Annotated in this window: 21 protein-coding genes, 1 pseudogene and 2 riboswitches; of the genes and pseudogenes, 11 read left to right on the forward strand and 11 right to left on the reverse strand. The window is 75.2% G+C overall.

What is annotated here, in order from left to right; all coding sequences use genetic code 11:
• Positions 1 to 4: 4 nt before the first annotated feature.
• From HL054_RS08450 to HL054_RS08460, 3 genes are read right to left on the reverse strand one after another with little or no spacing between them, the layout of a single operon-like run.
• Positions 5 to 1,201 carry an LLM class flavin-dependent oxidoreductase gene (locus tag HL054_RS08450; RefSeq protein WP_369138458.1) on the reverse strand — a complete coding sequence of 399 codons (1,197 nt, stop codon included), beginning with the start codon at positions 1,199 to 1,201 and terminating at the stop codon, positions 5 to 7.
• A gap of 16 nt (positions 1,202 to 1,217) precedes the next feature.
• A complete protein-coding gene (locus HL054_RS08455; protein WP_369138459.1) occupies positions 1,218 to 3,134 on the reverse strand; it encodes an FAD/NAD(P)-binding protein in 1,917 nt (638 codons plus the stop codon).
• A gap of 24 nt (positions 3,135 to 3,158) precedes the next feature.
• Positions 3,159 to 3,254, reverse strand: coding sequence for a putative leader peptide (locus tag HL054_RS08460; protein ID WP_369138460.1), 96 nt, complete (start codon positions 3,252 to 3,254; stop codon positions 3,159 to 3,161).
• A gap of 147 nt (positions 3,255 to 3,401) precedes the next feature.
• Positions 3,402 to 3,513, forward strand: a riboswitch (SAM riboswitch).
• A gap of 243 nt (positions 3,514 to 3,756) precedes the next feature.
• On the opposite strand from HL054_RS08460, the gene HL054_RS08465 reads away from it, so the two are divergent.
• The 7 genes and pseudogenes from HL054_RS08465 (at position 3,757) to HL054_RS08495 (ending at position 9,888) form a co-directional block, all read left to right on the forward strand.
• Positions 3,757 to 4,311 carry a GNAT family N-acetyltransferase gene (locus tag HL054_RS08465; protein WP_369138461.1) on the forward strand — a complete coding sequence of 185 codons (555 nt, stop codon included), beginning with the start codon at positions 3,757 to 3,759 and terminating at the stop codon, positions 4,309 to 4,311.
• On the forward strand, positions 4,308 to 5,276 hold the full coding sequence (locus tag HL054_RS08470) for an amino acid ABC transporter permease (protein WP_369138462.1): 969 nt from the start codon (positions 4,308 to 4,310) through the stop codon (positions 5,274 to 5,276). Before HL054_RS08465 ends, HL054_RS08470 begins: the two co-directional genes overlap by 4 nt.
• Positions 5,273 to 6,052, forward strand: a complete 780-nt coding sequence (locus HL054_RS08475; protein WP_369138463.1) for an amino acid ABC transporter ATP-binding protein — start codon at positions 5,273 to 5,275, stop codon at positions 6,050 to 6,052. The genes HL054_RS08470 and HL054_RS08475 overlap by 4 nt, the downstream gene beginning before the upstream one ends.
• Positions 6,053 to 6,157: 105 nt before the next feature.
• Positions 6,158 to 7,144 carry an ABC transporter substrate-binding protein gene (locus tag HL054_RS08480; protein ID WP_369138464.1) on the forward strand — a complete coding sequence of 329 codons (987 nt, stop codon included), beginning with the start codon at positions 6,158 to 6,160 and terminating at the stop codon, positions 7,142 to 7,144.
• Positions 7,145 to 7,182: 38 nt separating this feature from the next.
• Positions 7,183 to 7,407 (forward strand): annotated as a pseudogene (locus HL054_RS08485) (FAD-dependent oxidoreductase); the annotation flags it as partial.
• Complete coding sequence (locus tag HL054_RS08490) at positions 7,374 to 8,273, forward strand: FAD-dependent oxidoreductase (protein ID WP_369138465.1); 900 nt, start codon at positions 7,374 to 7,376, stop codon at positions 8,271 to 8,273. The pseudogene HL054_RS08485 and the gene HL054_RS08490, both read left to right, overlap by 34 nt.
• 73 nt (positions 8,274 to 8,346) lie before the next feature.
• A complete protein-coding gene (locus HL054_RS08495; RefSeq protein ID WP_369138466.1) occupies positions 8,347 to 9,888 on the forward strand; it encodes an HNH endonuclease signature motif containing protein in 1,542 nt (513 codons plus the stop codon).
• Between the two features lie 43 nt (positions 9,889 to 9,931).
• Here the strand turns inward: HL054_RS08495 and HL054_RS08500 are convergent, their stop codons facing one another.
• Together HL054_RS08500 and HL054_RS08505 are read right to left on the reverse strand one after the other, a co-directional pair.
• Positions 9,932 to 10,732: a DUF1684 domain-containing protein gene (locus HL054_RS08500; RefSeq protein ID WP_369138467.1), complete on the reverse strand. Its 801-nt coding sequence runs from the start codon at positions 10,730 to 10,732 to the stop codon at positions 9,932 to 9,934.
• 42 nt (positions 10,733 to 10,774) lie between these two features.
• Positions 10,775 to 11,269, reverse strand: coding sequence for a hypothetical protein (locus tag HL054_RS08505; protein ID WP_369138468.1), 495 nt, complete (start codon positions 11,267 to 11,269; stop codon positions 10,775 to 10,777).
• On the opposite strand from HL054_RS08505, the gene HL054_RS08510 reads away from it, so the two are divergent.
• A complete protein-coding gene (locus HL054_RS08510) occupies positions 11,258 to 11,719 on the forward strand; it encodes a hypothetical protein (RefSeq protein WP_369138470.1) in 462 nt (153 codons plus the stop codon). The genes HL054_RS08505 and HL054_RS08510 overlap by 12 nt on opposite strands.
• A gap of 8 nt (positions 11,720 to 11,727) precedes the next feature.
• Here HL054_RS08510 and HL054_RS08515 read toward each other — a convergent pair whose 3' ends face one another.
• Positions 11,728 to 13,110 carry an aminotransferase class V-fold PLP-dependent enzyme gene (locus tag HL054_RS08515; protein WP_369138472.1) on the reverse strand — a complete coding sequence of 461 codons (1,383 nt, stop codon included), beginning with the start codon at positions 13,108 to 13,110 and terminating at the stop codon, positions 11,728 to 11,730.
• A 37-nt stretch (positions 13,111 to 13,147) separates the two neighbouring features.
• Positions 13,148 to 13,260, reverse strand: a riboswitch (SAM riboswitch).
• 65 nt (positions 13,261 to 13,325) lie between these two features.
• On the opposite strand from HL054_RS08515, the gene HL054_RS08520 reads away from it, so the two are divergent.
• On the forward strand, positions 13,326 to 13,823 hold the full coding sequence (locus HL054_RS08520; protein ID WP_369138473.1) for an NADPH-dependent FMN reductase: 498 nt from the start codon (positions 13,326 to 13,328) through the stop codon (positions 13,821 to 13,823).
• 9 nt (positions 13,824 to 13,832) lie between these two features.
• Positions 13,833 to 14,162 (forward strand): putative quinol monooxygenase, encoded by a 330-nt coding sequence (locus HL054_RS08525; RefSeq protein ID WP_369138475.1) that lies wholly within the window; start codon positions 13,833 to 13,835, stop codon positions 14,160 to 14,162.
• 18 nt (positions 14,163 to 14,180) lie between these two features.
• Here the strand turns inward: HL054_RS08525 and HL054_RS08530 are convergent, their stop codons facing one another.
• Together HL054_RS08530 and HL054_RS08535 are read right to left on the reverse strand one after the other, a co-directional pair.
• Complete coding sequence (locus HL054_RS08530) at positions 14,181 to 15,413, reverse strand: acyl-CoA dehydrogenase family protein (protein ID WP_369138477.1); 1,233 nt, start codon at positions 15,411 to 15,413, stop codon at positions 14,181 to 14,183.
• 14 nt (positions 15,414 to 15,427) lie between these two features.
• The gene (locus HL054_RS08535) at positions 15,428 to 17,221 is read right to left on the reverse strand and encodes an FAD-dependent oxidoreductase (RefSeq protein ID WP_369138479.1); all 1,794 of its coding nucleotides are present in this window, start codon (positions 17,219 to 17,221) and stop codon (positions 15,428 to 15,430) included.
• Positions 17,222 to 17,435: 214 nt separating this feature from the next.
• Between HL054_RS08535 and HL054_RS08540 the strand changes: the two genes are divergently transcribed.
• Positions 17,436 to 18,248: an alpha/beta fold hydrolase gene (locus tag HL054_RS08540; RefSeq protein WP_369138480.1), complete on the forward strand. Its 813-nt coding sequence runs from the start codon at positions 17,436 to 17,438 to the stop codon at positions 18,246 to 18,248.
• A gap of 42 nt (positions 18,249 to 18,290) precedes the next feature.
• On the opposite strand, the gene HL054_RS08545 is transcribed toward HL054_RS08540, so the two are convergent.
• The 3 genes from HL054_RS08545 to HL054_RS08555 all read right to left on the reverse strand — a co-directional run bounded on the left by HL054_RS08545 (position 18,291) and on the right by HL054_RS08555 (position 21,082).
• Entirely contained in the window at positions 18,291 to 19,172 is an 882-nt protein-coding gene (locus HL054_RS08545) for a sugar phosphate isomerase/epimerase family protein (RefSeq protein WP_369138481.1), read from the reverse strand.
• A 9-nt stretch (positions 19,173 to 19,181) separates the two neighbouring features.
• Complete coding sequence (locus HL054_RS08550) at positions 19,182 to 19,964, reverse strand: SDR family NAD(P)-dependent oxidoreductase (RefSeq protein ID WP_369138482.1); 783 nt, start codon at positions 19,962 to 19,964, stop codon at positions 19,182 to 19,184.
• 116 nt (positions 19,965 to 20,080) lie between these two features.
• The gene (locus tag HL054_RS08555) at positions 20,081 to 21,082 is read right to left on the reverse strand and encodes a sugar ABC transporter substrate-binding protein (protein WP_369138483.1); all 1,002 of its coding nucleotides are present in this window, start codon (positions 21,080 to 21,082) and stop codon (positions 20,081 to 20,083) included.
• Positions 21,083 to 21,167: the final 85 nt, after the last annotated feature.

Raw genomic sequence — 21,167 nt, forward strand, 5'->3', positions numbered from 1 at the left:
GCTCTCAGACGGTCGCGTAGCGGTTGGCGGGGCGCGGGAGCCCGAGCAGGCCGCGCAGGGTGGTCGCCTCGTAGGCGGTGCGGAACAGGCCGCGGCGCTGCAGCTCGGGCACCAGCCCGGTGGTGACCTGGCGGAGGTCGTGCGGCAGCGTCGCCGGCCGCAGCCGGAAGCCGGTGAGCCCGGCCTCCGCCCGGTCGGTGAGCAGGTCGGCCAGCTCGGCGGGGGTGCCGGCGAAGACCTGCGCGTCGCTCTCGTACGGCGCCCCGGCGCGCTCGTCGAGCCGGTCCCGCCGGGCGCGGGCGGTCGCGGCGTCGTCGTCGAGGAACACCACGACGTCGCCGAAGACGTGCACCGTCTCCGCCGCGCGCCCGGCGGCGGCCTGCGCCGACCGGACGGCCCCGACGATGCGGCGGGCGTCGGCGGTGTCGGTCGGGGTGACGAAGCCGACGTCGGCGCTGCGGCCGACCAGCTCGAAGGGCACCTGCTGGTGGGCCAGGGCGGTCACCAGCGGCTGCCCCTGCGGCGGCCGCGGGGTGATCGAGGGGCCCTTGACCGAGAAGTGCCGGCCCTCGAAGTCGATGTAGTGCAGCTTCTCCCGGTCGACGAACCGGCCGGTCGCCACGTCCCGGATCTCGGCGTCGTCCTCCCAGCTGTCCCAGAGCCGGCGGAGCACCTCGACCCAGTCGGCGGCCTCGTCGAACAGCTCGCGGACGGCGGCCCGGCCGGCGGCGTCGTCCTCGGCGAGGGTGCCGACGTCGGGCAGCCGGCGGCGGCCGAGGTGGGCGGCCTCGGCCGGGCTGGCGCCCACCTTGACCCGGACGCCGGCCCGGCCGGTGCTCACGTAGTCCAGGGTGGCGATCGCCTTGGACAGGTGGAAGGGCTCGGTGTGGGTGACCACGGCGGTCGGCACGAGCCCGATCGAGCGGGTCAGCGGGGCCACCCGGGCGGCGACCTGGACGGCGTCGAGCCGGCCGCGCACCTGGTCGGTGCGGTCGTCGGGGCGGTACCGGTCGGCGGACTGCAGGGACAGCCCGTCCTCGAGGGTGACCAGGTCCAGCAGGCCGGCCTCCGCCTCGCGGACCAGGTCGACCCAGTAGGCGGGGGTGAGGAGCTCGGCCGGGCGGGCGTCGGGCTCGCGCCAGGCGGCGGGGTGCCAGCCGGCGCCGTCGAGGGCGACGGCGAGGTGCAGGTGGGTGCTCATGGACGTCTCCGGGGGTTCAGGCGGCGGACGCGGCGACGGCGACCGCGGCGGGGACGAGCGACTGCCACAGCCGGCGGGCCAGGGCGTCGTTCTGGCGGAAGAACGGCGCGTTGGTGCGGGGCCGGGCGAAGGCGGCCACCTGCGCACCGGAGGTCCAGAAACCGACCGCGAACAGCCGGTCCTGCGCCTGCCCGGTCGCGCTGACCACCCGCTGCCCGGTGTCGACCGCCAGCCGGCCCGTGCCGAGGCCCCCGGCGACCGTCTTCTCCGCGGCGACGCCGCGGGTGACCAGGGCGGTGACCAGCGGGTCGGGGGTCGCCTGCACCGCCGGGGCGGGCACCCGGGCCTCCACCATCGCCCGGGCGGTGACGACGGCGTCGACCGACACCGACCGGGCGCGGAACACCCCGGCGTCGGCGTCGAGCTCGAAGCGGGAGTCGGCGCCCAGGAAGCGGACGACGCCGGCCTCGGACAGCGCCAGCAGCTCGGCCAGCCGCGGCGCGGGCGGGCCGCTGGCCAGGTAGCTGAACAGGTTCATCCACCAGCCGGCGACGTCCTCGGCCTCCGACCGCGGGGTCAGCCGGCCGGCGCCGACGAGCCCCGCGATCGTGCCGTGGCAGAACAGCAGGGCGGTGAAGACGGCGGCGTCGGTGCTGTGCGCCGGGTCGGCGGACCGGGTCAGGTCGGCGCGCACCAGCGCGCGCACCGCGTCCTGCAGCTCGTCGGCGGTGTCGAAGCGCGCGCCGGCCAGCGGCCGGTCGCGGGCGGCCAGGTCGAACCGGTCGGCCGGGTCCGGCACGGCGCGGGCCACCAGGTCGCCGACCGCCGCCGGGTCGTCGGTGGTGGCGTACCCCGCGGCGAACTCCGCCCAGGGCAGCGCGATCCGCTCCGGGTGGGCGGCGAACAGCTCGGTGTAGTGCGCCCACCCGAGCTCGCGGGCGATCACCGGGGCCAGGTCGGTGCGCAGGTCCAGCGGCCGGTCGGGACCGAAGGCGGCGTCGAGCGCCTCGGGGGTGAAGAAGCGCAGCGGCACCGGGGGGCCGGGCCAGGCGTAGCCGAGCTTGGCCTGGTACGGCACGCCCCGCCGCGACCCCACGTGCAGCACCGGCTCCTGGCCCGAGGGCAGGTAGCGCAGCCGGTCGCCGTCGGGCTCGAACCGGCCGCCCCGGCCGCTGGTGAGCAGCACCATCAGGTCGACGAAGGCCAGCCCGGCGCCGCGCACCAGCACGTCCTCGCCCGGGGCCAGCCCGGCCAGGTCGAGGTCGGCGGTGTAGCCGGTGGGCACGTAGACCAGCCCGGCGTCGTCGGCCAGCCGCAGCACCTCGCGCTCGGCCGGGGTGGCGTGCGCGTCGAGGTGGCCCTGCGCCAGGACGGCGAGGTCGCTGCGCAGCACCCGGCCGTCGGCGAGCTCGACGGCCACCCCGTCCGGCCGCACGTCGACGTCGACGACCCTCGTCTCGTGCAGGTGCACGTCGGCCCACGGGCGGGCCGCGGCGACCACCTCGGCGAGCACCCAGCCCAGGTAGGCGTTGACCAGCGGCCGGGACGGGAACGACGTCGGCGTCACCCGCCGCGCCTCCTCGCCCACCGGGTCGTCGGCGGGCAGCGCGCGGCCGACCGCCTCGACCCACTGCCAGAGCGTGGTGCCCTCGCCCACCGGGCCCTCGACGGTCACCGACGCGTCGGGCAGCACGGTGACGTCGGCGGTCAGGGAGTTGGCCCACAGGAGCGCGGGCTGGGCTGCGCGCCACACACGGCCCCCGCCGGGCGGGTGCGGGTCGACGAGGTGCACCTGCAGGCGGGTGCCGTCGGTGAACTCGGGCGCGCTCGCGACCAGCCGCTCGAGCAGGCCGATGGCGGTGGGGCCGGCACCCACGACGACGATCGAGGGGCCGGCGCGGCGGGCGTGGTGTGCGGGGTCGGGCAGGGACAAGCGGGGCTCCCGGAGAGGGGGCGGTCAGGGACGCGGGTCGGCGGGTCCGGGCCGACACTGCGCGCTCGCCGTCCGCAGGAGGTCGACGTGGCGGCGGCTGACCAGGGCGGTGCCGGGCACGGGCGTCTCCTCTCTGCGGGGCTGTCCACTCGGGGAACCGACGGTGCGGGCCCGGGTGTTCCCGGTCCGGCGTGTCGGTGCAGGGATATGTCTACCAAGTCGATCGTGTTTGACGGCAGGTGGGGTGGGGCTCTACTGTCCGCCGCAGGTCCTGAGCGCCAGCACCAAGCCCCGGCTCGCTGGCCGGCAACCCTCCCTGCGACGGGGTGCCCCGGGTGACGACCTGGCCGTGCGCATCCGCGCCCGGCAAGCAGCGGCCCCCTCCCGAGGGGACGAACGAGGAGCCACACCCGTGAGAGAGACCAGCACGCGCTCGGTGCGCGCCGTCTCCGTCGACAGCGTCGTCTCGGTCCACCTGGTCGGCCGGCCGACCGTCGACCTCCTGCGCACCGACAGCGCGCTCTGTCGCTGACCGCGGCACACCCCTCCTCCCTCCCCCGCACCCCGTCGCCGTCCGCGGCGACCGCCGGCGCGCCCTCCTCCGCCCAGGAGTCCCTCCCGCATGTCCACGTCCCTGTCCCGTCCGCCCCTGGACCAGTTCCGGGTGCTGAGCGTCTCCCCCGACGACCCGCTCGCGGCGCCGCTCTTCGCCGAGCTCGCCGTCGAGTACGACACCCGCTACGGCGACCTGTTCGGCGGCGCCGCCGAGGAGCTCACCCGCTACCCCGCCAGCACCTTCCGGCCCCCGGACGGCGACTTCGTGCTGCTGACCGACGGCGGCGTGGCCGTGGCCGGCGGCGCCTTCATGCGGCACCCCGACCCCGGGACGGCGGAGGTGAAGCGGATGTGGACCGCCGCGTCGCACCGCCGCCGCGGGCTGGCCCGCCGGGTGCTCGCCGAGCTGGAGCAGCGGGCCGCCGCCCACGGCTACCGGCGGATGTACCTCACCACCGGCCCGCGCCAGCCCGAGGCGCGCGACCTCTACCTCGCCGCGGGCTGGACGCCGCTGTTCGACCCGGCCGTCCCCCGCCCCACCGACACCGAGACGCTGCGCGCCCTGCCGGTCGCCCAGCGCCTCTACGCCTTCGACAAGCAGCTCCCGGGAGACCCGCGATGACCACCCTGGAGACCCGACCCGCGGCGGCCGCGCCGCCGGGCGGCACGCCGTACGACCAGCTCGAGGTGGTGCCGGCCCGGCACCCCGGCCGCTGGGTCGCCACCGCCGTCGTCGCCGTGCTGCTGGCGATGGTGCTCAACAGCCTGGTCACCAACCCGCGGTGGGAGTGGGACGTCGTCGGCGCCTACCTCACCGAGGAGTCGATCGTCCGCGGCGTGCTCACCACCGTCCAGCTGACCGCGATCACCGCGGTGCTCGGCTTCGCGCTGGGCACGGTGCTGGCGCTGATGCGGCTGAGTCGGTCGCCGCTGCTGCAGGCGGTCAGCTGGGGCTACACCTGGGTGTTCCGCTCGGTGCCGCTGATCCTGCAGCTGCTGCTCTGGTACAACCTCGCCTACCTCTACCAGAACCTGGACCTGGGCATCCCGTTCGGCCCGTCCTTCGCCAGCGTCGAGACGCTCTCGCTGATCGACAAGTTCGGCGCCGCCGTGCTCGGGCTGGGGCTGCACCAGGCCGCCTACTCGGCGGAGATCGTCCGCGCCGGGATCCTCTCGGTCGACCAGGGCCAGCACGAGGCCGCTGCCTCGCTGGGCATCCCGCGGCGCCGGCAGACCACCCGGATCGTGCTCCCGCAGGCGATGCGCACCATCGTGCCGACCGCGGTCAACGAGGTGATCGGCCTGTTCAAGGGCACCTCGATCGTCTACGTGCTGGCCCTGGGCGAGCTGTTCTACACCGTCAGCGTCATCTACGGCCGCACGCAGCGGGTGCTCCCGATGCTGGTCGTCGCCGCGATCTGGTACATCGTGCTCACCACGGTGGTCACGGTGGTCCAGTACCACGTCGAACGGCACTACGCCCGGGGCGCGGTCCGCACGCTGCCCCCCACCCCGGTCCAGCGGGTGCGCGCCGAGCTGCGCGCCGTCCTCTCCCGCTTCGGCGCCCCGCGCGGGGCCACCCGATGACCGCGGTGACCGCCCGCCCAGGGCGGGTCGAAGTGCACGGCGTGCACAAGTCCTACGCGGGCGTGGAGGTGCTGCACGGGGTCGACCTGGTGGTCGAGCCGGGCACGGTGACCGTCGCCCTGGGCCCCTCGGGCTCGGGGAAGTCGACGCTGCTGCGCAGCATCAACCACCTGGAGAAGGTCGACCGCGGATTCATCGCCCTGGACGGCGAGCTGGTCGGCTACCGCCGCAAGGGCGACAAGCTCTACGAGCTGCACGAGAAGGACGTGCTGCGGCAGCGGACCCGGTTCGGGTTCGTGTTCCAGTCCTTCAACCTCTTCCCGCACCTCACCGCGCTGGACAACGTCGTCGAGGCGCCGGTGTCCGCGCAGGGCCGCCGCCGCAGCGAGGTGGAGGCCGAGGCCCGCGAGCTGCTCACCCGGGTCGGCCTGGGCGACCGGGCCGGCGCCTACCCCCGGCAGCTGTCCGGCGGGCAGCAGCAGCGGGTGGCGATCGCCCGGGCGCTGGCTATGCGCCCGGCCGTCCTGCTGTTCGACGAGCCGACGTCGGCGCTGGACCCGGAGCTGGTCGGTGAGGTGCTCGCGGTGATCGAGGGCCTGGCCAGCACCGGCACCACGATGATCGTCGTCACCCACGAGATCGGCTTCGCCCGCCGGGTCGCCGACCAGGTCGTCTTCATGGACGAGGGCCGGGTGGTCGAGCAGGGCCCGCCCGAGCAGGTCCTCGACGCCCCGCAGCACGACCGCACCCGCGCCTTCCTGGCCCGGGTGTTGTAGCCCCCCACTCCCACTCCGCACACCTCGGACGGCGCACCCGCGCCGTCCGGCGATGGCACGCGCCCAAGGCCGCCTGACCACCCTGACCCCCGAGAGGCACCCCCGATGACCCGCACCCGCAGGACCCGTCCCCGCCCGGCCCTCCCCGTCACCAGCGCCCTGCTGCTGTCCACGGTCACCCTGCTGTCGGCGTGCAGCAGCTCGGCCGACATCGAGGCGGAGGCGCAGGCCGAGGCCGGCGCCACCCAGCAGCTCACCGTGGACACCAGCCCGGAGCAGGCCGACCGCGCCACCACCGACGAGGACCCCGACGCCGCGGCGCTGGTGCCCGACGCGATCGCCGAGGACGGCCGGTTCACCGTCGGCATCGTGGGCGCCGGCGACCCGCCGCTGGCCTTCCTCTCCGACGACAACAGCACCGTCGTCGGCAGCGAGGTCGACATCGCCTCGCTGGTCGCCGAGTCGCTCGGCCTGGAGCTCGAGGTCCGCAACATCTCCTGGGAGCAGTGGCCGCTGTCGGTGCAGAGCAGCGACGTCGAGGCGGTGTTCAGCAACGTGGGCGTGAACGCCGAGCGGCTGCAGCTGTTCGACTTCGCCACCTACCGCCAGGGGATCATGGCCTTCACCGCCGCCCCGGACAGCGACCTGTCGATCGCCGAGGCTGCGGACATCGCGGGGCTGACCCTCGCGGTCGGTTCGGGCACCAACCAGGAGCGCATCCTGCTGGACTGGAACGCGGAGAACGAGGCGGCCGGGCTGGAGGCCGCCACCCTGGACTACTACGCCAACGCCGCCGACGCGCTGCTGGCGATCAAGTCCGGGCGGGTCGACGCCTACCTCGGGCCGAACCCGAACGCGGTGTACCAGGAGAGCAAGGAGCAGGTGGCTGTCGTCGGCACCGTCAACGCCGGGTGGCCGAACACCACCTACGTCGCGGCGACCACGCTCAAGGGCAACGGGCTCGCCGCGGCCGTGCAGGCCGGCCTGCAGCACGCCTTCGACGACGGCAGCTACACCGAGACCCTGGAGCGCTGGGGGCTCACCGACGAGGCCGTCGAGGAGCCCGTCGTCAACCCGACGGTGGCGTCCTGACCACGGCCGGCCCGGCCACCCCGCGTCGTACCGACGTGGTGGTGGTCGGCGGCGGGGTGATGGGGTCGGCCACCGCGTGGGCGCTGGCCCGGCGCGGCGTGGACGTCGTCCTGCTGGAGCGGTTCGGTCCCGGCCACGCGCACGGCGCCTCGCACGGCCGTGCCCGGATCTACCGCAGCAGCTACGCCCAGCCGCACCACCAGTCGCTGGTGGCCGAGGCCCGGGCGCTGTGGGGCGAGCTCGAGGCGGAGGCCGGCGTCCGGGTGCTGCACCGGCTCCGGGCGTCGCCACCGCGGCTCCGGCGGGTCTGGGCCGGCTCCGCGAGATGGCGGCCGCCGGCGTGCCGCACGAGTGGCTGGCCGCGGCCGAGGCCGAGCAGCGCTGGCCCGGGATGCGCTTCCCCGGGCCGGTGCTGCACGAGCCGGAGACCGCCGGCCGGGTGGACGCCGACACCGCGGTGACCGCGCTGCAGTCGGCGGCCGCCGCGCACGGGGCGGTGGTCCGGCACCACCGGCGGGTCACCGCGGTCGAGGCCGACGGCGCCGGCGTGCTGGTGCGCTCGGCGGCCGGCGCGGTCGTCCGGGCGCGCACCGCCGTCGTCGCGGCCGGCGCGTGGACCGCCGACGTGCTGCCCGGGCTGCGGCTGCCGCCGCTGCGGGTGACCCAGGAGCAGCCGGCGCACTTCCGGCCGCTGGACCCCACGGCCGGGTGGCCGGCGTTCACCGCCGACCCCGACCCGGCCGAGGGCTGGCCCAGCGGGGTGTACGGGCTGGCCAGCCCGGGCGAGGGCGTGAAGGTCGGCTTCCACGGCACCGGGCCGGAGGTGCACCCGGACCGGCGGGACCACCTGCCCGAGCCCGGCCGGCTGGCGCAGCTGCAGGAGTACGTGCGCCGGTGGCTGCCCGGGCTGGACGCCGACACGCCGGAGCCGGTGTCGTGCACCTACACCAGCACGCCGACCGGGGAGTTCGTGCTCGACCGGGTCGGGCCGGTGGTGGTGGCCGCGGGGTTCAGCGGGCACGGGTTCAAGTCCGCCACGGCGGTCGGCCGGGTGCTGGCCGACCTGGCCGTCGGTGCCCCGGTCGACGCCGCGCCGTTCGGCTTGGCGGCACACGCGCTGCTCGCCTGACCAGCGCAGTCACCTGTCCACAGGCCGTCGTCCTCGCTGGTGAGCGACGCGTCGAGCCGGTATGATCGAACACGTGTTCGACTCGACGAGCGTGCTGGACCGGCCGACCGACGGCTGGGCCGACGAGGCGTTCGCTCCGCTGCGGGCAGAACTGGAGAACGGCCACCTCGCGCTCGACCTCCTCCGCGAGGAGCAGCAGGTCATCGGCACGTCGCAGGCCTACCGGGCACGCTGGATCGCCGACTTCTGCCGCGCCCGGCCGGCGTCCGGCGACCGACCGGACACCGAGGTCGGCGCCGCGGCAGCGGCCACCCGTGCCGCTCGGTCGTCCGTGCTCGTGAGCGTCAGCGAGTGGGCGGTCGACGAGGTCGCCACCGCCCTCTGCCTCACCGCTGCCCGCGCCGAGTCCTGGATGGTGCAGTCGCTCCAGCTGGTCCACCTGCTGCCCGCCACCCTGGAGGCGCTCGCCGAGGGTCGGCTGACGTGGGAGCACGCCACGGTCCTGTGCGACGTGGTCGCCCCGCTCGACGACGAGATCCGCGCGGATGCCGAGGCCCGGCTGCTCGCCAGGCTGGGGCACAAGACCCCTCCGCAGCTGCGCGCCGCAGCCCACCGGGTCGTGCAGCGCCTCGACGGCCAGGCCATCGGCCGCCGGGTGACCGCGGCGCTGCGCGAACGCGGCATCACGGTGCACCCGACGGGTGACGGGCTGGGCACGCTGTCGGTCACCGACCTGCCGCTGCCGGTCGTGCGCGCGATGGAGGACGCGCTGCGGCAGTACGCGGACGCGGCAGCAACCCCGGACGACGGCCGGACCCGCCAGCAGCGGATGGCCGACTGCCTGGTCGACCTGGTGCTGCGTCCCGGCGAACACGGGCTGGCCCCGGTGCAGGCGCAGCTCACGATCATCGCCACCGTGCGCACACTGCTCGGCGGGGACGACCCGGGCGAGGTGGCCGGCGACGTCGTGCCCGCGGAGATGCTCCGGGCGCTCGCCCGTGCTCTCGGCCTGCTCCCCACCGAGCGACCCACCCGGTCAGCACCACCCGAGGACCCGACCGACGCCGCCGACGCGACCGACACTGCCCGGTCCGGCCTGGCCGGCCTGCTCGCCACCCGCAACCTCTCCGGTACCGCGCTCGCCGACCGGCCGCAGATCGCGCTGGTCGACGAGCTCACCGGGCAGCTGCTGGGGCTGACCGACGCCGCCGGGCTGCGCGCCGGCTCGGCCCTGGGTCCACCACCCACCGCGGCCTACGCGCCCACCGGGGCACTGCGCCGGCACGTCCAGCTCCGCGACCGCCGCTGCCGCTTCCCGGGCTGCCGGCGCCCGGGCACCCGCTCGGACCTGCACCACGTCGTGCGCTTCCCGGAAGGGCCGACGTCGGCCGGCAACCTGTGCTGCCTGTGCCGGCACCACCACCGGCTGGTCCACCAGGCACCCGGCTGGCGGCTGGACGCGGTGGCCGGCGGCGGCCTGCGCTTCACCACCCCCACCGGGTACGAGGTGACGACCCACCCCGGCGGCCTGACCGACGGGAGCGACGGCCTCTCCCCGCCGGGCACCGATCCACCGGACGACCCGCCACCGGACGACGACCCGCCACCGTTCTGAGAGGTGCGGTCCCCGGTGGCCGTCGACCACCGGGTGACCGCCGTCAGCCGAGCGGCTTCTTCTCCCCCGCCTCCACCGCGACCGGCAGGTGGTTCTCCGCCGGCGCCAGCGGGCAGGTGGCGAACTCGGTGTAGGCGCAGGGCAGGTTCGTGGCCCGGTTGAAGTCCAGGGTCACCGTGCCGTCGGGTGCCGGTGCGTCCACCGCCACCGACCGGTTCGCCGCGTACGTGGTCACGCCGGACGTCCGGTCGGTGAACAGCACGAACAAGCTGCCCGGGGTGGGCCCGTTGAAGGCGGTGAGCGACAGCGGCTGCCCGTCGAGCTCGAACTCGATCCGGCCGGGGGCGTCGTAGACGTGCTGCAGCCCCTCGACCACGGCGCCGACCGTCGTCGGCCGCGGCTCGTCGAAGGCCACGTACCGCCCGGTCACCGCCCACCGCGGGTCCGCCGGGTAGGCCGGCGTCCCCGGGTACCCGACGAGCACCGGGTTCGAGGGATGCCGCGGCCGGACCACGTCCGAGCCGCCCCGGCGGGCCACCTCGACGACGGCGTCGCCGTGCACCGGGCTGACGCCGCCGCGCTCGGGGAGCACGCCGAACGAGTGCTCGCCGTGCACCGGCGCCCCGTCGACGACGAGCTCCTCGCCCTCGCCGAGCCGCACGACGACGCCGTCCGGCCCGGTCGACCACTCCCCCGGTGCGCCGGGCACCCGCTGCGGCTCGCCGGTCAGCCAGTGCAGGCCGGTGATCGCCAGGAACCCGTGCGGGTCGGCCCGCCGGGCCTCGTGCTGCTCGTGCCAGGCCGCCCAGTCGGCGGCGAACGTGTCGGTGTCGGTGACGGTCACGGGTCTCTCCTCGGTGTCGGCGGGGTCAGGTGTGGGCGCAGGTCAGGTGCGGGCGGCGCTGCGGGAGCGGAAGTCCCCGCGTCCGGTGTCGCCCTTCCAGTCGGCGAAGCTCTCGCCGGTGAGCTCCTCGAGCAGCTCGATGTCGGGCAACAGGGTGCTGAGCACCTCGCGGCGCACCTCCACCGGCAGCGTCGGCCGGGGCGCGCGGCCGGCGTGCAGCGCGGCGACCAGCGGCCGGCCGGCCTGCCGCCACACCTGCGGCGGCGCGTACGCGCCCAGCGCCGCGCCGGCCCGGGCGAGCCGGGCCAGCAGCCGGTACCGCGGGGTGTCGGCGACGAACGGCTTGACGTTCTCCGGGGCCACCGTGTGCGCCACCCCGGGCGGCACGCCGAGGAACTCGCTCACCCGGTCCAGCGTCTGCCCCGGGGTGTCGACCAGCTGCCGGTACCGCAGGAGGAACACCCGCTCCCGCGGCACCTGGACGTAGAGGCCCCGCAGCTGGGCGCCGTAGGTGCCCAGGACCCGGTGCTGCGGCACGACGGCGCGCAGTGGCACCTGTGGGCCTCGGTGCACCCGCTCGACGACCCCGCGGCCACCGACCGGATGACCACCGAGCACGCCACCAGCCCGGACGGCGTGGACTGGACCTGGCAGGGCACCGCGCTGGCCGGCACCCCGGGCAGCTGGGACGCCCGCGGCGTCCGCATCGCGACCGTGGTGCTCGACGGCGACCGGAGCTGGGCGCTCTACGACGGCCGGGCCACCGCGGCGGAGAACTGGGAGGAGCGCACCGGGCTGGCCGTGCAGGACGGCGCCGGCACCTTCACCGCGGCGGACGGCGGCCCGCTGCTGCAGAGCCCGCACCCGCCCGGCGGCCTGCGCTACGCCGACGTCGTCGCGCTGCCCGGCGGCGGCGCCCGCTGGTTCTACGAGGCGACCCGGGCCGACGGCGCCCACGAGCTGCGCACGGTGCTGCTGGCGCACTGAGCGGCCGCTCACCGCTCCGCGGGCCCGCAGCCGGCACCCCGGACGGCGGCGGCCAGCTCGGCGGCCCGCGGGTCGTCGGCCGGCTGCCACCGCCCTTCCACCCGGGCGTAGGCCACCTGCGGGCCGGCGGAGAGGAAGGCGTCCAGCGCGGTGAGCAGCCGGTCGACGTCGTCCAGGGTGCAGCCCACCCCGACGCTGGCCCGCAGGGCGCCGGCGGGCACGCCGAGCCGGGCCAGCAGCGGGTGGGCGCAGAACCGGCCGTCGCGCACCCCGATGCCGTGCTCGGCCGACAGGTACGCGGCCACCAGGCCGGGGTCGGCGCCGGCCACGGTGAACGACACCACGCCGGTCGGCTCGGCCGAGTCCGCCCAGATGCGGAGCACCCGGACGCCGGGCAGGGCGCCCAGCCCGGCGACCAGCCGCTCGCGGAGCGCCCGCTCGTGGTCGGCCAGCGCGCCGGCGGGCAGCGCGGCGAGCGCCTCGCAGGCCGCCGCCAGCGCGACGGCGCCCAGCACGTTCGGTGAGCCGCCCTCGTGCCGGTGCGGGGCGGCGGCCCAGCTGGTCTCCTCCACCGTCACCTCCTGGACCGCGCCACCGCCGGCCAGGTACGCGGGCGCGGCGTCCAGCCAGTCGCGCCGGCCGACCAGCGCGCCGGAGCCGAAGGGCGCGTGAGTCTTGTGCCCGGAGAAGGCGACGTAGTCCGCGCCGGAGGCGGCCAGCGAGAACCGCCGGTGCGGCACCAGCTGCGCGCCGTCCACCAGCACCCGGGCGCCGGCCGCGTGCGCGAGCTGCACCACCTCGTCCAGCGGCAGCGCCTCGCCGGTGACGTTGGAGGCGCCGGTGACCGCGACCAGCGCGTAGCGGGCGGCGACCAGCTCGGCGCCCAGCGCCCGCAGCGTCTCGACCACGGTCGGCGCGGTCGGCAGCACGGTGACCGGTCCGCGCTGCTGCCAGGGCAGCAGGTCGGCGTGGTGCTCGCAGTCCAGCACCAGCACGGCGCCGCCGTCGGGCACGCAGCCGGCCAGCAGGTTCAGCGCGTCGGTGGTGTGCCGCACCAGCACGCAGACGTCGTCGGCGCGGGCTCCCACGAAGCCGGCCACGGTGGCCCGGGCGTCCTCGTAGAGCGCCGTCGAGACCTGGGAGAGGTAGCCGGCGCCGCGGTGCACGCTCGCGTACAGCGGCAGCGCCTCGGCGACCCGGGCGGCGACGGACTCCAGCGCCCGGCTGCTCGCCGCGGTGTCCAGGTCGACGTAGCGGGCGGTGCCGCCGGCGACCAGCGGCACCAGGGTGTCGGCCCCGACCACCGGCAGCAGCGGGACGGCGCCGGCAGCGGGGGCCGAGGTGGCTGGGGCGGAGTCGGTGACGGGGGCGCAGAGGACGGCGCTGGACATGGAGGTGCTCCTTCGGGCCGGGGACCCGGGGCACGGGTCCGCGCTATTGCGGCTGCGCAACTGCAGCCGCCAGGTCGTCACCCGGGGCACCCGCTCGCGGAGGAGGGTTGCCGGCCAGCGAGCCGGGGCTTGTCGCTGGCACTCGTGACCTGCCACGAGGGTGGCAGACGACCCCCAAAGACGTCAAACTCCATCGACATGGTGGACTTTGTGTCGTGAGCACGATCGCCGTGGTCGGCAACCCCAAGCCCCGCTCCCGCACCCGCGCCGCCGCCGAGCTGGTGGTGGAGCGGCTGACCGGTGCCCCGCCGGACCGGGTCGTCGACGTCGTCGACCTGGGCGCCGGCCTGCTCGGCTGGGGCGACCCCGCGGTCGCCGACGCGGTGGGCGCCCTGCGCGAGGCCGAGGTCGCCGTCGTCGCCAGCCCCACCTACAAGGCCACCTACACCGGCCTGCTCAAGCTGTTCCTGGACCAGGTCGGCACCGGTGACCTGGTCGGCGTGGTCGCCGTCCCGCTGATGCTGGGCGCCGGCCCGGGGCACGCGATGGCCCCGGACCTGCTGCTCAAGCCGGTGCTGGTCGAGCTCGGCGCCACCACCCCCACCCGCGGGCTGTACCTGCTGGACAAGGCGTGGGACTCCCCCGGCGCGCTCGACGACTGGCTGGTCGCCGCCGGTCCGCAGGTCGCCGCCGCCCGGCGGCGACCGTCCTAGGCTGGCCGGGTGATCCTCATCGTGGTGAAGTGGCCGGTCCGCCCCGAGTTCGACGACCGCTGGCCCGAGCTGGTCGGCGAGTTCACCGAGGCCGTCCGCGCCGAGCCCGGCAACGTCTTCTTCGAGTGGTCGCGCAGCGTCGACGAGCCGCACACCTGGGTGCTCGTCGAGGGCTTCCGGGACGCCGAGGCCGGCGCGGTGCACACCGCGTCCGACCACTTCCGGAAGGCGACCGGCGAGATGCCCGACTGGGTCTCGGCCACCCCGTCGATCATGTACGTCGACTCCCCCGACCTCGCCGGCTGGGGACCGATGGGCGAGGTCCGGCCCCGCGGCTGACGCGGGGCCGGAGCCGGCTCAGTACGGGCCCACCCGCAGCCCCAGGTGCACCTGGGCGATCTTCATCGCCGTCCAGGAGTACTGGGAGGACAGGTGGGTCCGCACCATGGCGACGTCGCGGTAGTACCGCTGCATCGGGTGCCCGGCCATCGCCGCCGAGGACCCGGCGGAGCGGAACAGCACCCCGACGGCCTCGCTGGCCAGCTCCGAGGCCCGCTGCGCCATGCCGTACAGCCGGGCGTCCATCTCCAGCGTGAACGGCACACCGCGCTCCACGGCGTCCGCCGCGTACTCCATGTACAGGTCACCGCACCGGACGACGATGGCCTCCGCCGCGTCGACCATGGTCATCGCGGTGCCCAGGTCGAGCTGGTGCAGCGGGTCCTCGCGGCGCGGCTGGAACGGGGGGAACGGCGAGGTGCGGCTGTCGATGATCTGCTCGTACTCGTCCAGCGCCGCCTTCGCCGCCCCCACCACCGGACTGGCCAGCGACATGTGCAGGAAGCCGGCGACCGGGCCGAGGTACAGCGGGTTGCCGTGCAGCTCGGTGCCGACCGAGGGGCCGGTGTAGTCGTGGGTGATCCAGTCGAAGCGGCAGACCCGGTGTTCCGGGACGACGACGTCGGAGACCACGACGGTGTTCGAGCCGCTCCCCCGCAGGCCCAGCGTGCGGTCGCCGCCCCAGTCGTCGAGGACGGTGACCTCGGCGTGCGGCACGATCGCGGCGATCAGCAGCGGGGAGCCGTCCGGGCGGGTCTCCCCCTCCACGACCGCGTTCACCGTCGAGTGGGTCGACCAGGGGACGCCGGACTGGTACGGCGACCGGGCGCTCACCCGGTAGCCGCCGTCGACCCGGACCGCCCGGCCGGCGCCGGCGATGCTGTGCGAGGCCCGGTAGTACCCGCCCGGCGCGGCGAACACCTCGTCCTGCGCCTCCCGGCCCCAGTGGGAGGCGGTGGTCAGGTTGTGGTTGTGCCCCAGGCCGTAGCACCAGCCCGTGGACGGGTCGCCCCGGGACACCTCGATGACCAGCCGGGCGTAGGTGGACAGGTCGACCTCGAGGCCGCCGTACCGCCGCGGGGTGAGCAGCCGGTAGAGGTCGGCGTCGACCAGCGCCCGGTGCACCTCCTCGCCGTAGTGCCCGCGCTGCTCGGCGTCGTCCTGCTGCGCGCGCAGCATCGGCCGCAGCGCCCGGACCCGGTCCACCAGCTCCCGCGCCGTCGGCGCCGCCTTCTCCTCCACCAGCGTCACGTCCGCGCCTCCCGTCAGCGTCCGAGCACCGTGCCGAGCACGTCGGCCAGCCAGCTCCGCGCCTCCGCCGCCGAGGCCGGCGCCCCCAGGTGCCGGCCGGCCACGTACAGGTCCGGGCGGACCAGCAGCACCCCGGCGTCCCCGATCTCGCGCAGGTCGGCCCAGGTGCCGTACGGGTCCTCGACCGGCTGGCCCGGTCCGATGGAGACCGGGGTGAGGGTCAGCCCACGCTCGGCCGCGAGCTCGGCCGCGGCCTGCAGCCAGGCCTCGCCGCCGATGCCGGTGACCACGCTGAAGTGCCCCTTGCCGACCAGGTCGAGGGTGGAGACCCGGTGCCCGTCGCGGGTGACCCAGGTGTGCGGCAGCTTGGCCCCGGGCCAGGTGGTCGGCTGGGCGTAGAGCTCGGGGTCCCGGCGGTACTCAGGCATCGGGGTGCCGTCGGGCACCACCGCCGAGGAGGCGTACCGCTGGTTGTGCTCGACCCCGTGCGCGTCGAACTCGTGCGCCTTGTAGGCGATGGCCTCGCGCAGCGCCGTCCGGATCTTCTCCCCCTGGGCCCCGGGTGCCTTCCACAGCGCGAGCTGGCGCTCGAGCGCGTCGGCCTCGGTGTGCTCGAGGTCCAGCGCCTGCAGGATGCGGCCGGTGTCGGCGATGCTCTGGTTCGCCCGCTCCACGATCTGCCGGGCGATCGGCGCCCGCTCGGCGTCGTAGCTGTCCAGCAGCGACGGGTCGGCGGTGCCGGCGACGACGTGGGCCAGCTTCCACGCCAGGTTGTAGGAGTCCTGGATCGAGGTGTTCGAGCCCAGCCCGTTCGTCGGCGGGTGCCGGTGCACCGCGTCACCGGCGCAGAAGACCCGGCCGCGGGCGATCGTGGTGGCGAAGTGGTGGTTGACCGTCCACGGCGACGCGGACTTCACCCGCATCTCGAAGTCGTCGGTGCCGACCAGCGCCACGGCCAGCTCGCGGACGACCTCGTCGGTGAAGGTGGGCGGGCCGGCGGCCACCTCGTAGCCCCACATCAGCATCCACTCGGTCCACGGCTTGATCATCCGCAGCACGCCCAGGCCGACGCCCTCCTTCTCCGCGCCCGGCTGGAGCATCCAGTAGAGGACCGACGGGCGGTGCGCGACCAGGTGGGACAGGTCGGCCTCGAAGACGATGCTCATCGCCCCGGCCACCGCCCCCGGGCCCTCGAAGGGCAGGTCGAGGTCGGCGGCGACCTTGCTGCGGGCGCCGTCGGCACCGACCAGGTACTGCGAGCGGATGGTGTGCTCGACGCCGGTGAGCCGGTCCCGGACGGTGGTGGTCACGCCGTCGGCGTCCTGCTCGTGGCCGAGGTACTCGGTGTCGAAGCGGATCCGGGCACCCCGCTCCTGCGCCGCCTGCACCAGGATCGGCTCGGTGATCGTCTGCGGGGCGTCGAGCATCGTGCAGGGGCTCTGCAGCTCATAGTCGGCGTGCCGCACGGTGTCGGTGCCCCAGGACGGGATCCGGCCGAGCTCCGCACCGGCCAGGCTGGTGCAGAAGGTCGTGTTGCCCATGTACTCCCAGGGCGTCGCCTCGCGCATCAGCCGCTGCTCGATGCCGGCGTCCCGGAGCGTCTCCATGGTGCGCTGGTTGGTGATGTGCGCCCGCGGGGTGTCCGACAGCCGGGCGTACTTGGTCACCAGCAGGGTGCGGGTGCCGTAGGTGGCCAGGAACAGCGCGGCGGCCGCGCCGGCCGGGCCGGAGCCGACCACCAGCACGTCGGTGTCGAAGTCTCTCAGGTCGGCGGGGGCGGCAGCGGGGGCGGGGGCGGCGTCGGTCATGGGTTCCTCGTCGTCGAGTCCGTACAGGGGTCCGCATCGCGGCAGCTCAGACGTACCGGCAGCGGCTCTGTTGTGTCAACGGTCACAGTCCCCCACTCCCGCCGGTCATGGGGAGGAAAGTCGCCGAATCGGAAGGTCCGTTGACACCCGTTGTGGCGTCCGACACGGTGGGCTCCCCGCGGACAGCTGTCCGCACCGACGGACGGAGTCTGGCGTGAGCCTTCCCGGCACGGGTCCCGCACCCACCCGCGTTCCCCTGGGGTCCGGGGAGGTCAACCTCTTCCGGCAGGGCACGGGGCGCCCCGTCGTGGTGCTGCACGCCGCCGGCGGCGCCGGCGCCTGGAACCCCTACCTCGAGCGGCTGTCCGCCCACTTCGACGTCATCGCCCCCGACCACCCCGGCTTCGGGCTGAGCGACGAGCTCCCCGAGGTGGCCACCATGGCCGACCTCGTGCAGCACTACGTCGCCCTGTTCGACGTCCTGGGCCTGGACCGGTTCGACCTGGTCGGCGCCTCCTTCGGCGGCTGGCTCGCCGCCGAGGTCGCCAGCACCGTGCCCGAGCGGGTCGAGCGGCTCGTGCTGATGGCCCCCGCCGGGCTGCACCTGCCCGAGGCCCCGCCGGCGAACCTGCCGTCGATGAGCCAGGAGCAGCTGGTCCGCGCGCTGTTCTGGGACGGCGCGATCGCCGACGCCGCGCTGTCGGCACCGCCCAGCCCCGAGGCCGCCGCCCAGGGCGCCCGGGACGGTGCCGCGTTCGGCCGCTTCGCCGCCTCCGGGCCGGTGCTGCTGCACAACCCGGAGCTGCCGCCGCGGCTGGCGCGGATCACCTCGCGGACGCTGGTGCTCACCGCGGAGGTGGACGACATCGTCCCCCGCGCGCACAGCGAGGCCTACGCCGCGCAGATCGCCGGCGCCGAGCTGCACGTGCTGACCGAGATCGGCCACGCGCTCTACCAGGAGAAGCCCGACGTCGTCGCCGACGAGGTCATCGCCTTCCTCTCCCCGCCGGTGCCGGCCGGGCGCTGAGCGCGGTCGCGCACGGGGGCGGCGCCCCCCGTGCGCGACCGGTCAACGGGTCGCGCCGTCGGGCGACCCCACGGCCGCCTCCGCCGCCCGGACGACGTCGATCGCCTCCGCGGCCAGCGCCAGGCCGTCGGTGTAGGGCGCCCGCCAGATGGCGAGCACGTCACCGGCGACGCTGGACAATACCGACCGCGAGAACGCCTCCACGCCCACCCTGCCCCGGTACCCGGCCCGGAGCGCCTCCTGCACCACGGCGCCGGTGTCGACCACGCCGGTGGACAACGGGCCGCGGCCGGACTGACCCAGCTCCAGGTAGCCCAGCACCGGCACCGCCGACCGGACGGCGCCGAGCATGTCGCTCTCCTCGACCGCCATGTGGAAGGTGTCGAGGTGCACCTGCAGGTGCTCCGAGCCGCTGGCCGCGATGAAGGCCAGCGCCTGCTCGGCGGTGTTGAGCATCGCGGTCTCGTACCGGTTGAGCACCTCGAAGGTCATCGCCACGCCCTCGGCGTGGGCGTGCTCGGCGACCTGGCCGACGGCCTGCGCCGCCCGCTCGACGGCCTCCGGGGTCGGGACGGTCTCCGCCCGGCCGAACAGCCCGTAGGAGACGCCGTTCATCTGGTCGCCGCCCAGCGCCACGGTGGCCGCCACCAGCCGGCGCAGGGCCGCGGCGCCCTGCTCCCGCTCGTCGGGGTCGGCGGAGGACACGTCCGCGCCCGGCGCCTGGCCGCCGAGGGTGATCGGCGCGAGTCCGTGGTCCCGGAACACCGCGGCCAGCTCGCTGAGCGGAGCGGTGTCCGGGTCGATCGGGGGGAGGACGACGTGGGAGTAGCCCAGCCCGGCCAGCGCGGCGAGCGACCGGCTCAGCGCCGGCTCCGCGAGGTCGGGGACGACGACGTTGAGGTGGCAGGCGACCTCGATCGGCACGTCGCCCCCTCAGAAGGTGGGGAGGTCGAGGCGCTTCTTGAACACCGAGTACCCGTCGTCGACGTGCACGACGGTGCCGTTGATGACGTTGGCCTCGTCGGAGGCGAGGAACGCCACCACGTCGGCGATCTCGTGCGGCTCGGTGAGCTTGTTCCGCAGCTGCTCGGACGCGAACGTCGTCCGCAGCTCCTCGCTGAACTGGTTGATGATCGGGGTGCCGACCCGGCCGGGGGTGATCGCGACCGCGCGGATGCCGTACTGGGCCAGCTCGTAGGCCGCCGACCGGGTGAAGGAGATGACGGCGGCCTTGGCGGCGCTGTAGCTGAACGCCAGCTCGGCGGCCTGCTCGCCGTAGATGGACGAGGTGCTGATGATGACGCCGCCGGTGCCCTGCGACCGGAACTGCCGGCCGGCGGCGAGGATGCCGTAGTAGACGCCGTCCTGGTCGACCCGGATCATCGGCTCGTAGTCGACCGCCGGGTCGTGGTCGAGCAGGGCCTTGCCACCGGCGATGCCGGCGTTGTTGAAGATCACGTCGAGCTTGCCGAAGGCGTCGACCGCCCGCTGGACGACCGCCTCGACCTGGCTGTAGACCGAGACGTCGACCTGCGCGGCCACGGCGGCGCCCTGGTGGCCGTCGGCCTCGAGCTCGGCGACGACCTTCTCCGCCCGCTCCAGGTCGATGTCGGCCACGACGACCTTGGCGCCCTCGCGGACGAACTTCTGCACCGTCGCGTGGCCGATGCCGCTGGCACCGCCGGTGATGATGGCGACCTTGCCTTCCAGACGCATGGGTACTGCCTTCCTCGTGTCGTTCGGGGGGCGGGCCGGGAGGCCCGGGAGTGCGGCAGGAACGGGGCCGGTCGGGGCCGGGAGGACTCTCCCGGCCCCGACCGGGGCGGGCCTGGCTACCCCAACTTGTCCGACGGCGTGATGGTGGAGGCGTTCTCGGCGGTGACGATGGTGGTGTCGACCGCCTCGTAGTTCTCCGACGGCAGGTCGCCGGTCTCCTGGTAGGTGGTGATCTCCTCGATCACCGTGTCCAGCACCTCGGGCCACGGCTGGTTGGCGGTGGCCACGAACGTGCTGCCGGACTGGATCTGCGCGATGGCCTCGCTGGTGGCGTCCGACCCGGTCACCTTCGCCTGCGAGCCGGCCTCGGTGATCGCCTGCGACGCACCCAGCGCCGCGTCGTCCCAGCCGACCCAGACGGCGTCGAGGCCGTTGGGGTTGGCGGTCAGGTAGTCGGTGACCAGGGCCAGCGCCTCGGTGCGCCCGGTTGCCGGGGACTTCACCTTCTGCACGTCACCGCCGGCGATGGTGGCACCGGCGGCCTCCAGGTCCTCGAGCGCCAGCTCGGCGCGCATCCGGATGCCGGGGTGCGGGTCGTGGCCGATGACCATGACGTTCTTGCCCTCCAGCGAGCCGCCGAGCGACGCCGTCAGCGCCTCCAGCGTGCCGTCCACGATGCCCTGCTGGTCGGTGGTGATGTTGACCGCGAACGCGTCCGTGGCCTCGGTCGCCGCGTCCATCGCGAAGATCGGGATCTCGGCGTCCCGCGCGGCGGTGACGATCGAGCCGATCGCCGCGACGTCGGTGTAGCCGTCCAGGATCACGTCGGCGCCCTGGCCGATCGCGCTCTCCACCTGCGGGTTCATCTTCTGGAAGTCGAAGTCGCCCTGGATCATGGTGAGGTCCCAGCCGAGCTCGTCGGCCTTGGCCTCGACGGCCTTGACCCACCAGGCACCGATCGGGGTCTGGTTGCCCGAGGTGAAGGCGATCACCCGGAACGGGTCGTCGCTGCCGCCGCCGCCACCACCGCCGCCCCCTCCCCCGTCACCGGAGGAACAGCCGGCCAGCACCATGGTGAGGACTGCGACGCTCGCGCCCAGTCCGATCGATCTGCGCATGATCTACTCCCTTGTAGGACGTGCGGCCTGCCGTTGCCGGCCGAGTGGTGGGTGTGCTGTGCGGGACCGGGGGCGGCCGCCCCGG

This window comes from Modestobacter versicolor, from assembly GCF_041028285.1.
GTDB lineage: Bacteria > Actinomycetota > Actinomycetes > Mycobacteriales > Geodermatophilaceae > Modestobacter > Modestobacter versicolor_A.

Coding starts and splice junctions, on each gene's coding strand:
- HL054_RS08450 (WP_369138458.1), bottom strand. CDS start 1,201: ATGAGCACCCACCTGCACCTCGCCGTCGCCCTCGACGGCGCCGGCTGG.
- HL054_RS08465 (WP_369138461.1), top strand. CDS start 3,757: ATGTCCACGTCCCTGTCCCGTCCGCCCCTGGACCAGTTCCGGGTGCTG.
- HL054_RS08470 (WP_369138462.1), top strand. CDS start 4,308: ATGACCACCCTGGAGACCCGACCCGCGGCGGCCGCGCCGCCGGGCGGC.
- HL054_RS08475 (WP_369138463.1), top strand. CDS start 5,273: ATGACCGCGGTGACCGCCCGCCCAGGGCGGGTCGAAGTGCACGGCGTG.
- HL054_RS08480 (WP_369138464.1), top strand. CDS start 6,158: ATGACCCGCACCCGCAGGACCCGTCCCCGCCCGGCCCTCCCCGTCACC.
- HL054_RS08515 (WP_369138472.1), bottom strand. CDS start 13,110: ATGTCCAGCGCCGTCCTCTGCGCCCCCGTCACCGACTCCGCCCCAGCC.
- HL054_RS08535 (WP_369138479.1), bottom strand. CDS start 17,221: ATGACCGACGCCGCCCCCGCCCCCGCTGCCGCCCCCGCCGACCTGAGA.
- HL054_RS08550 (WP_369138482.1), bottom strand. CDS start 19,964: ATGCGTCTGGAAGGCAAGGTCGCCATCATCACCGGCGGTGCCAGCGGC.
- HL054_RS08555 (WP_369138483.1), bottom strand. CDS start 21,082: ATGCGCAGATCGATCGGACTGGGCGCGAGCGTCGCAGTCCTCACCATG.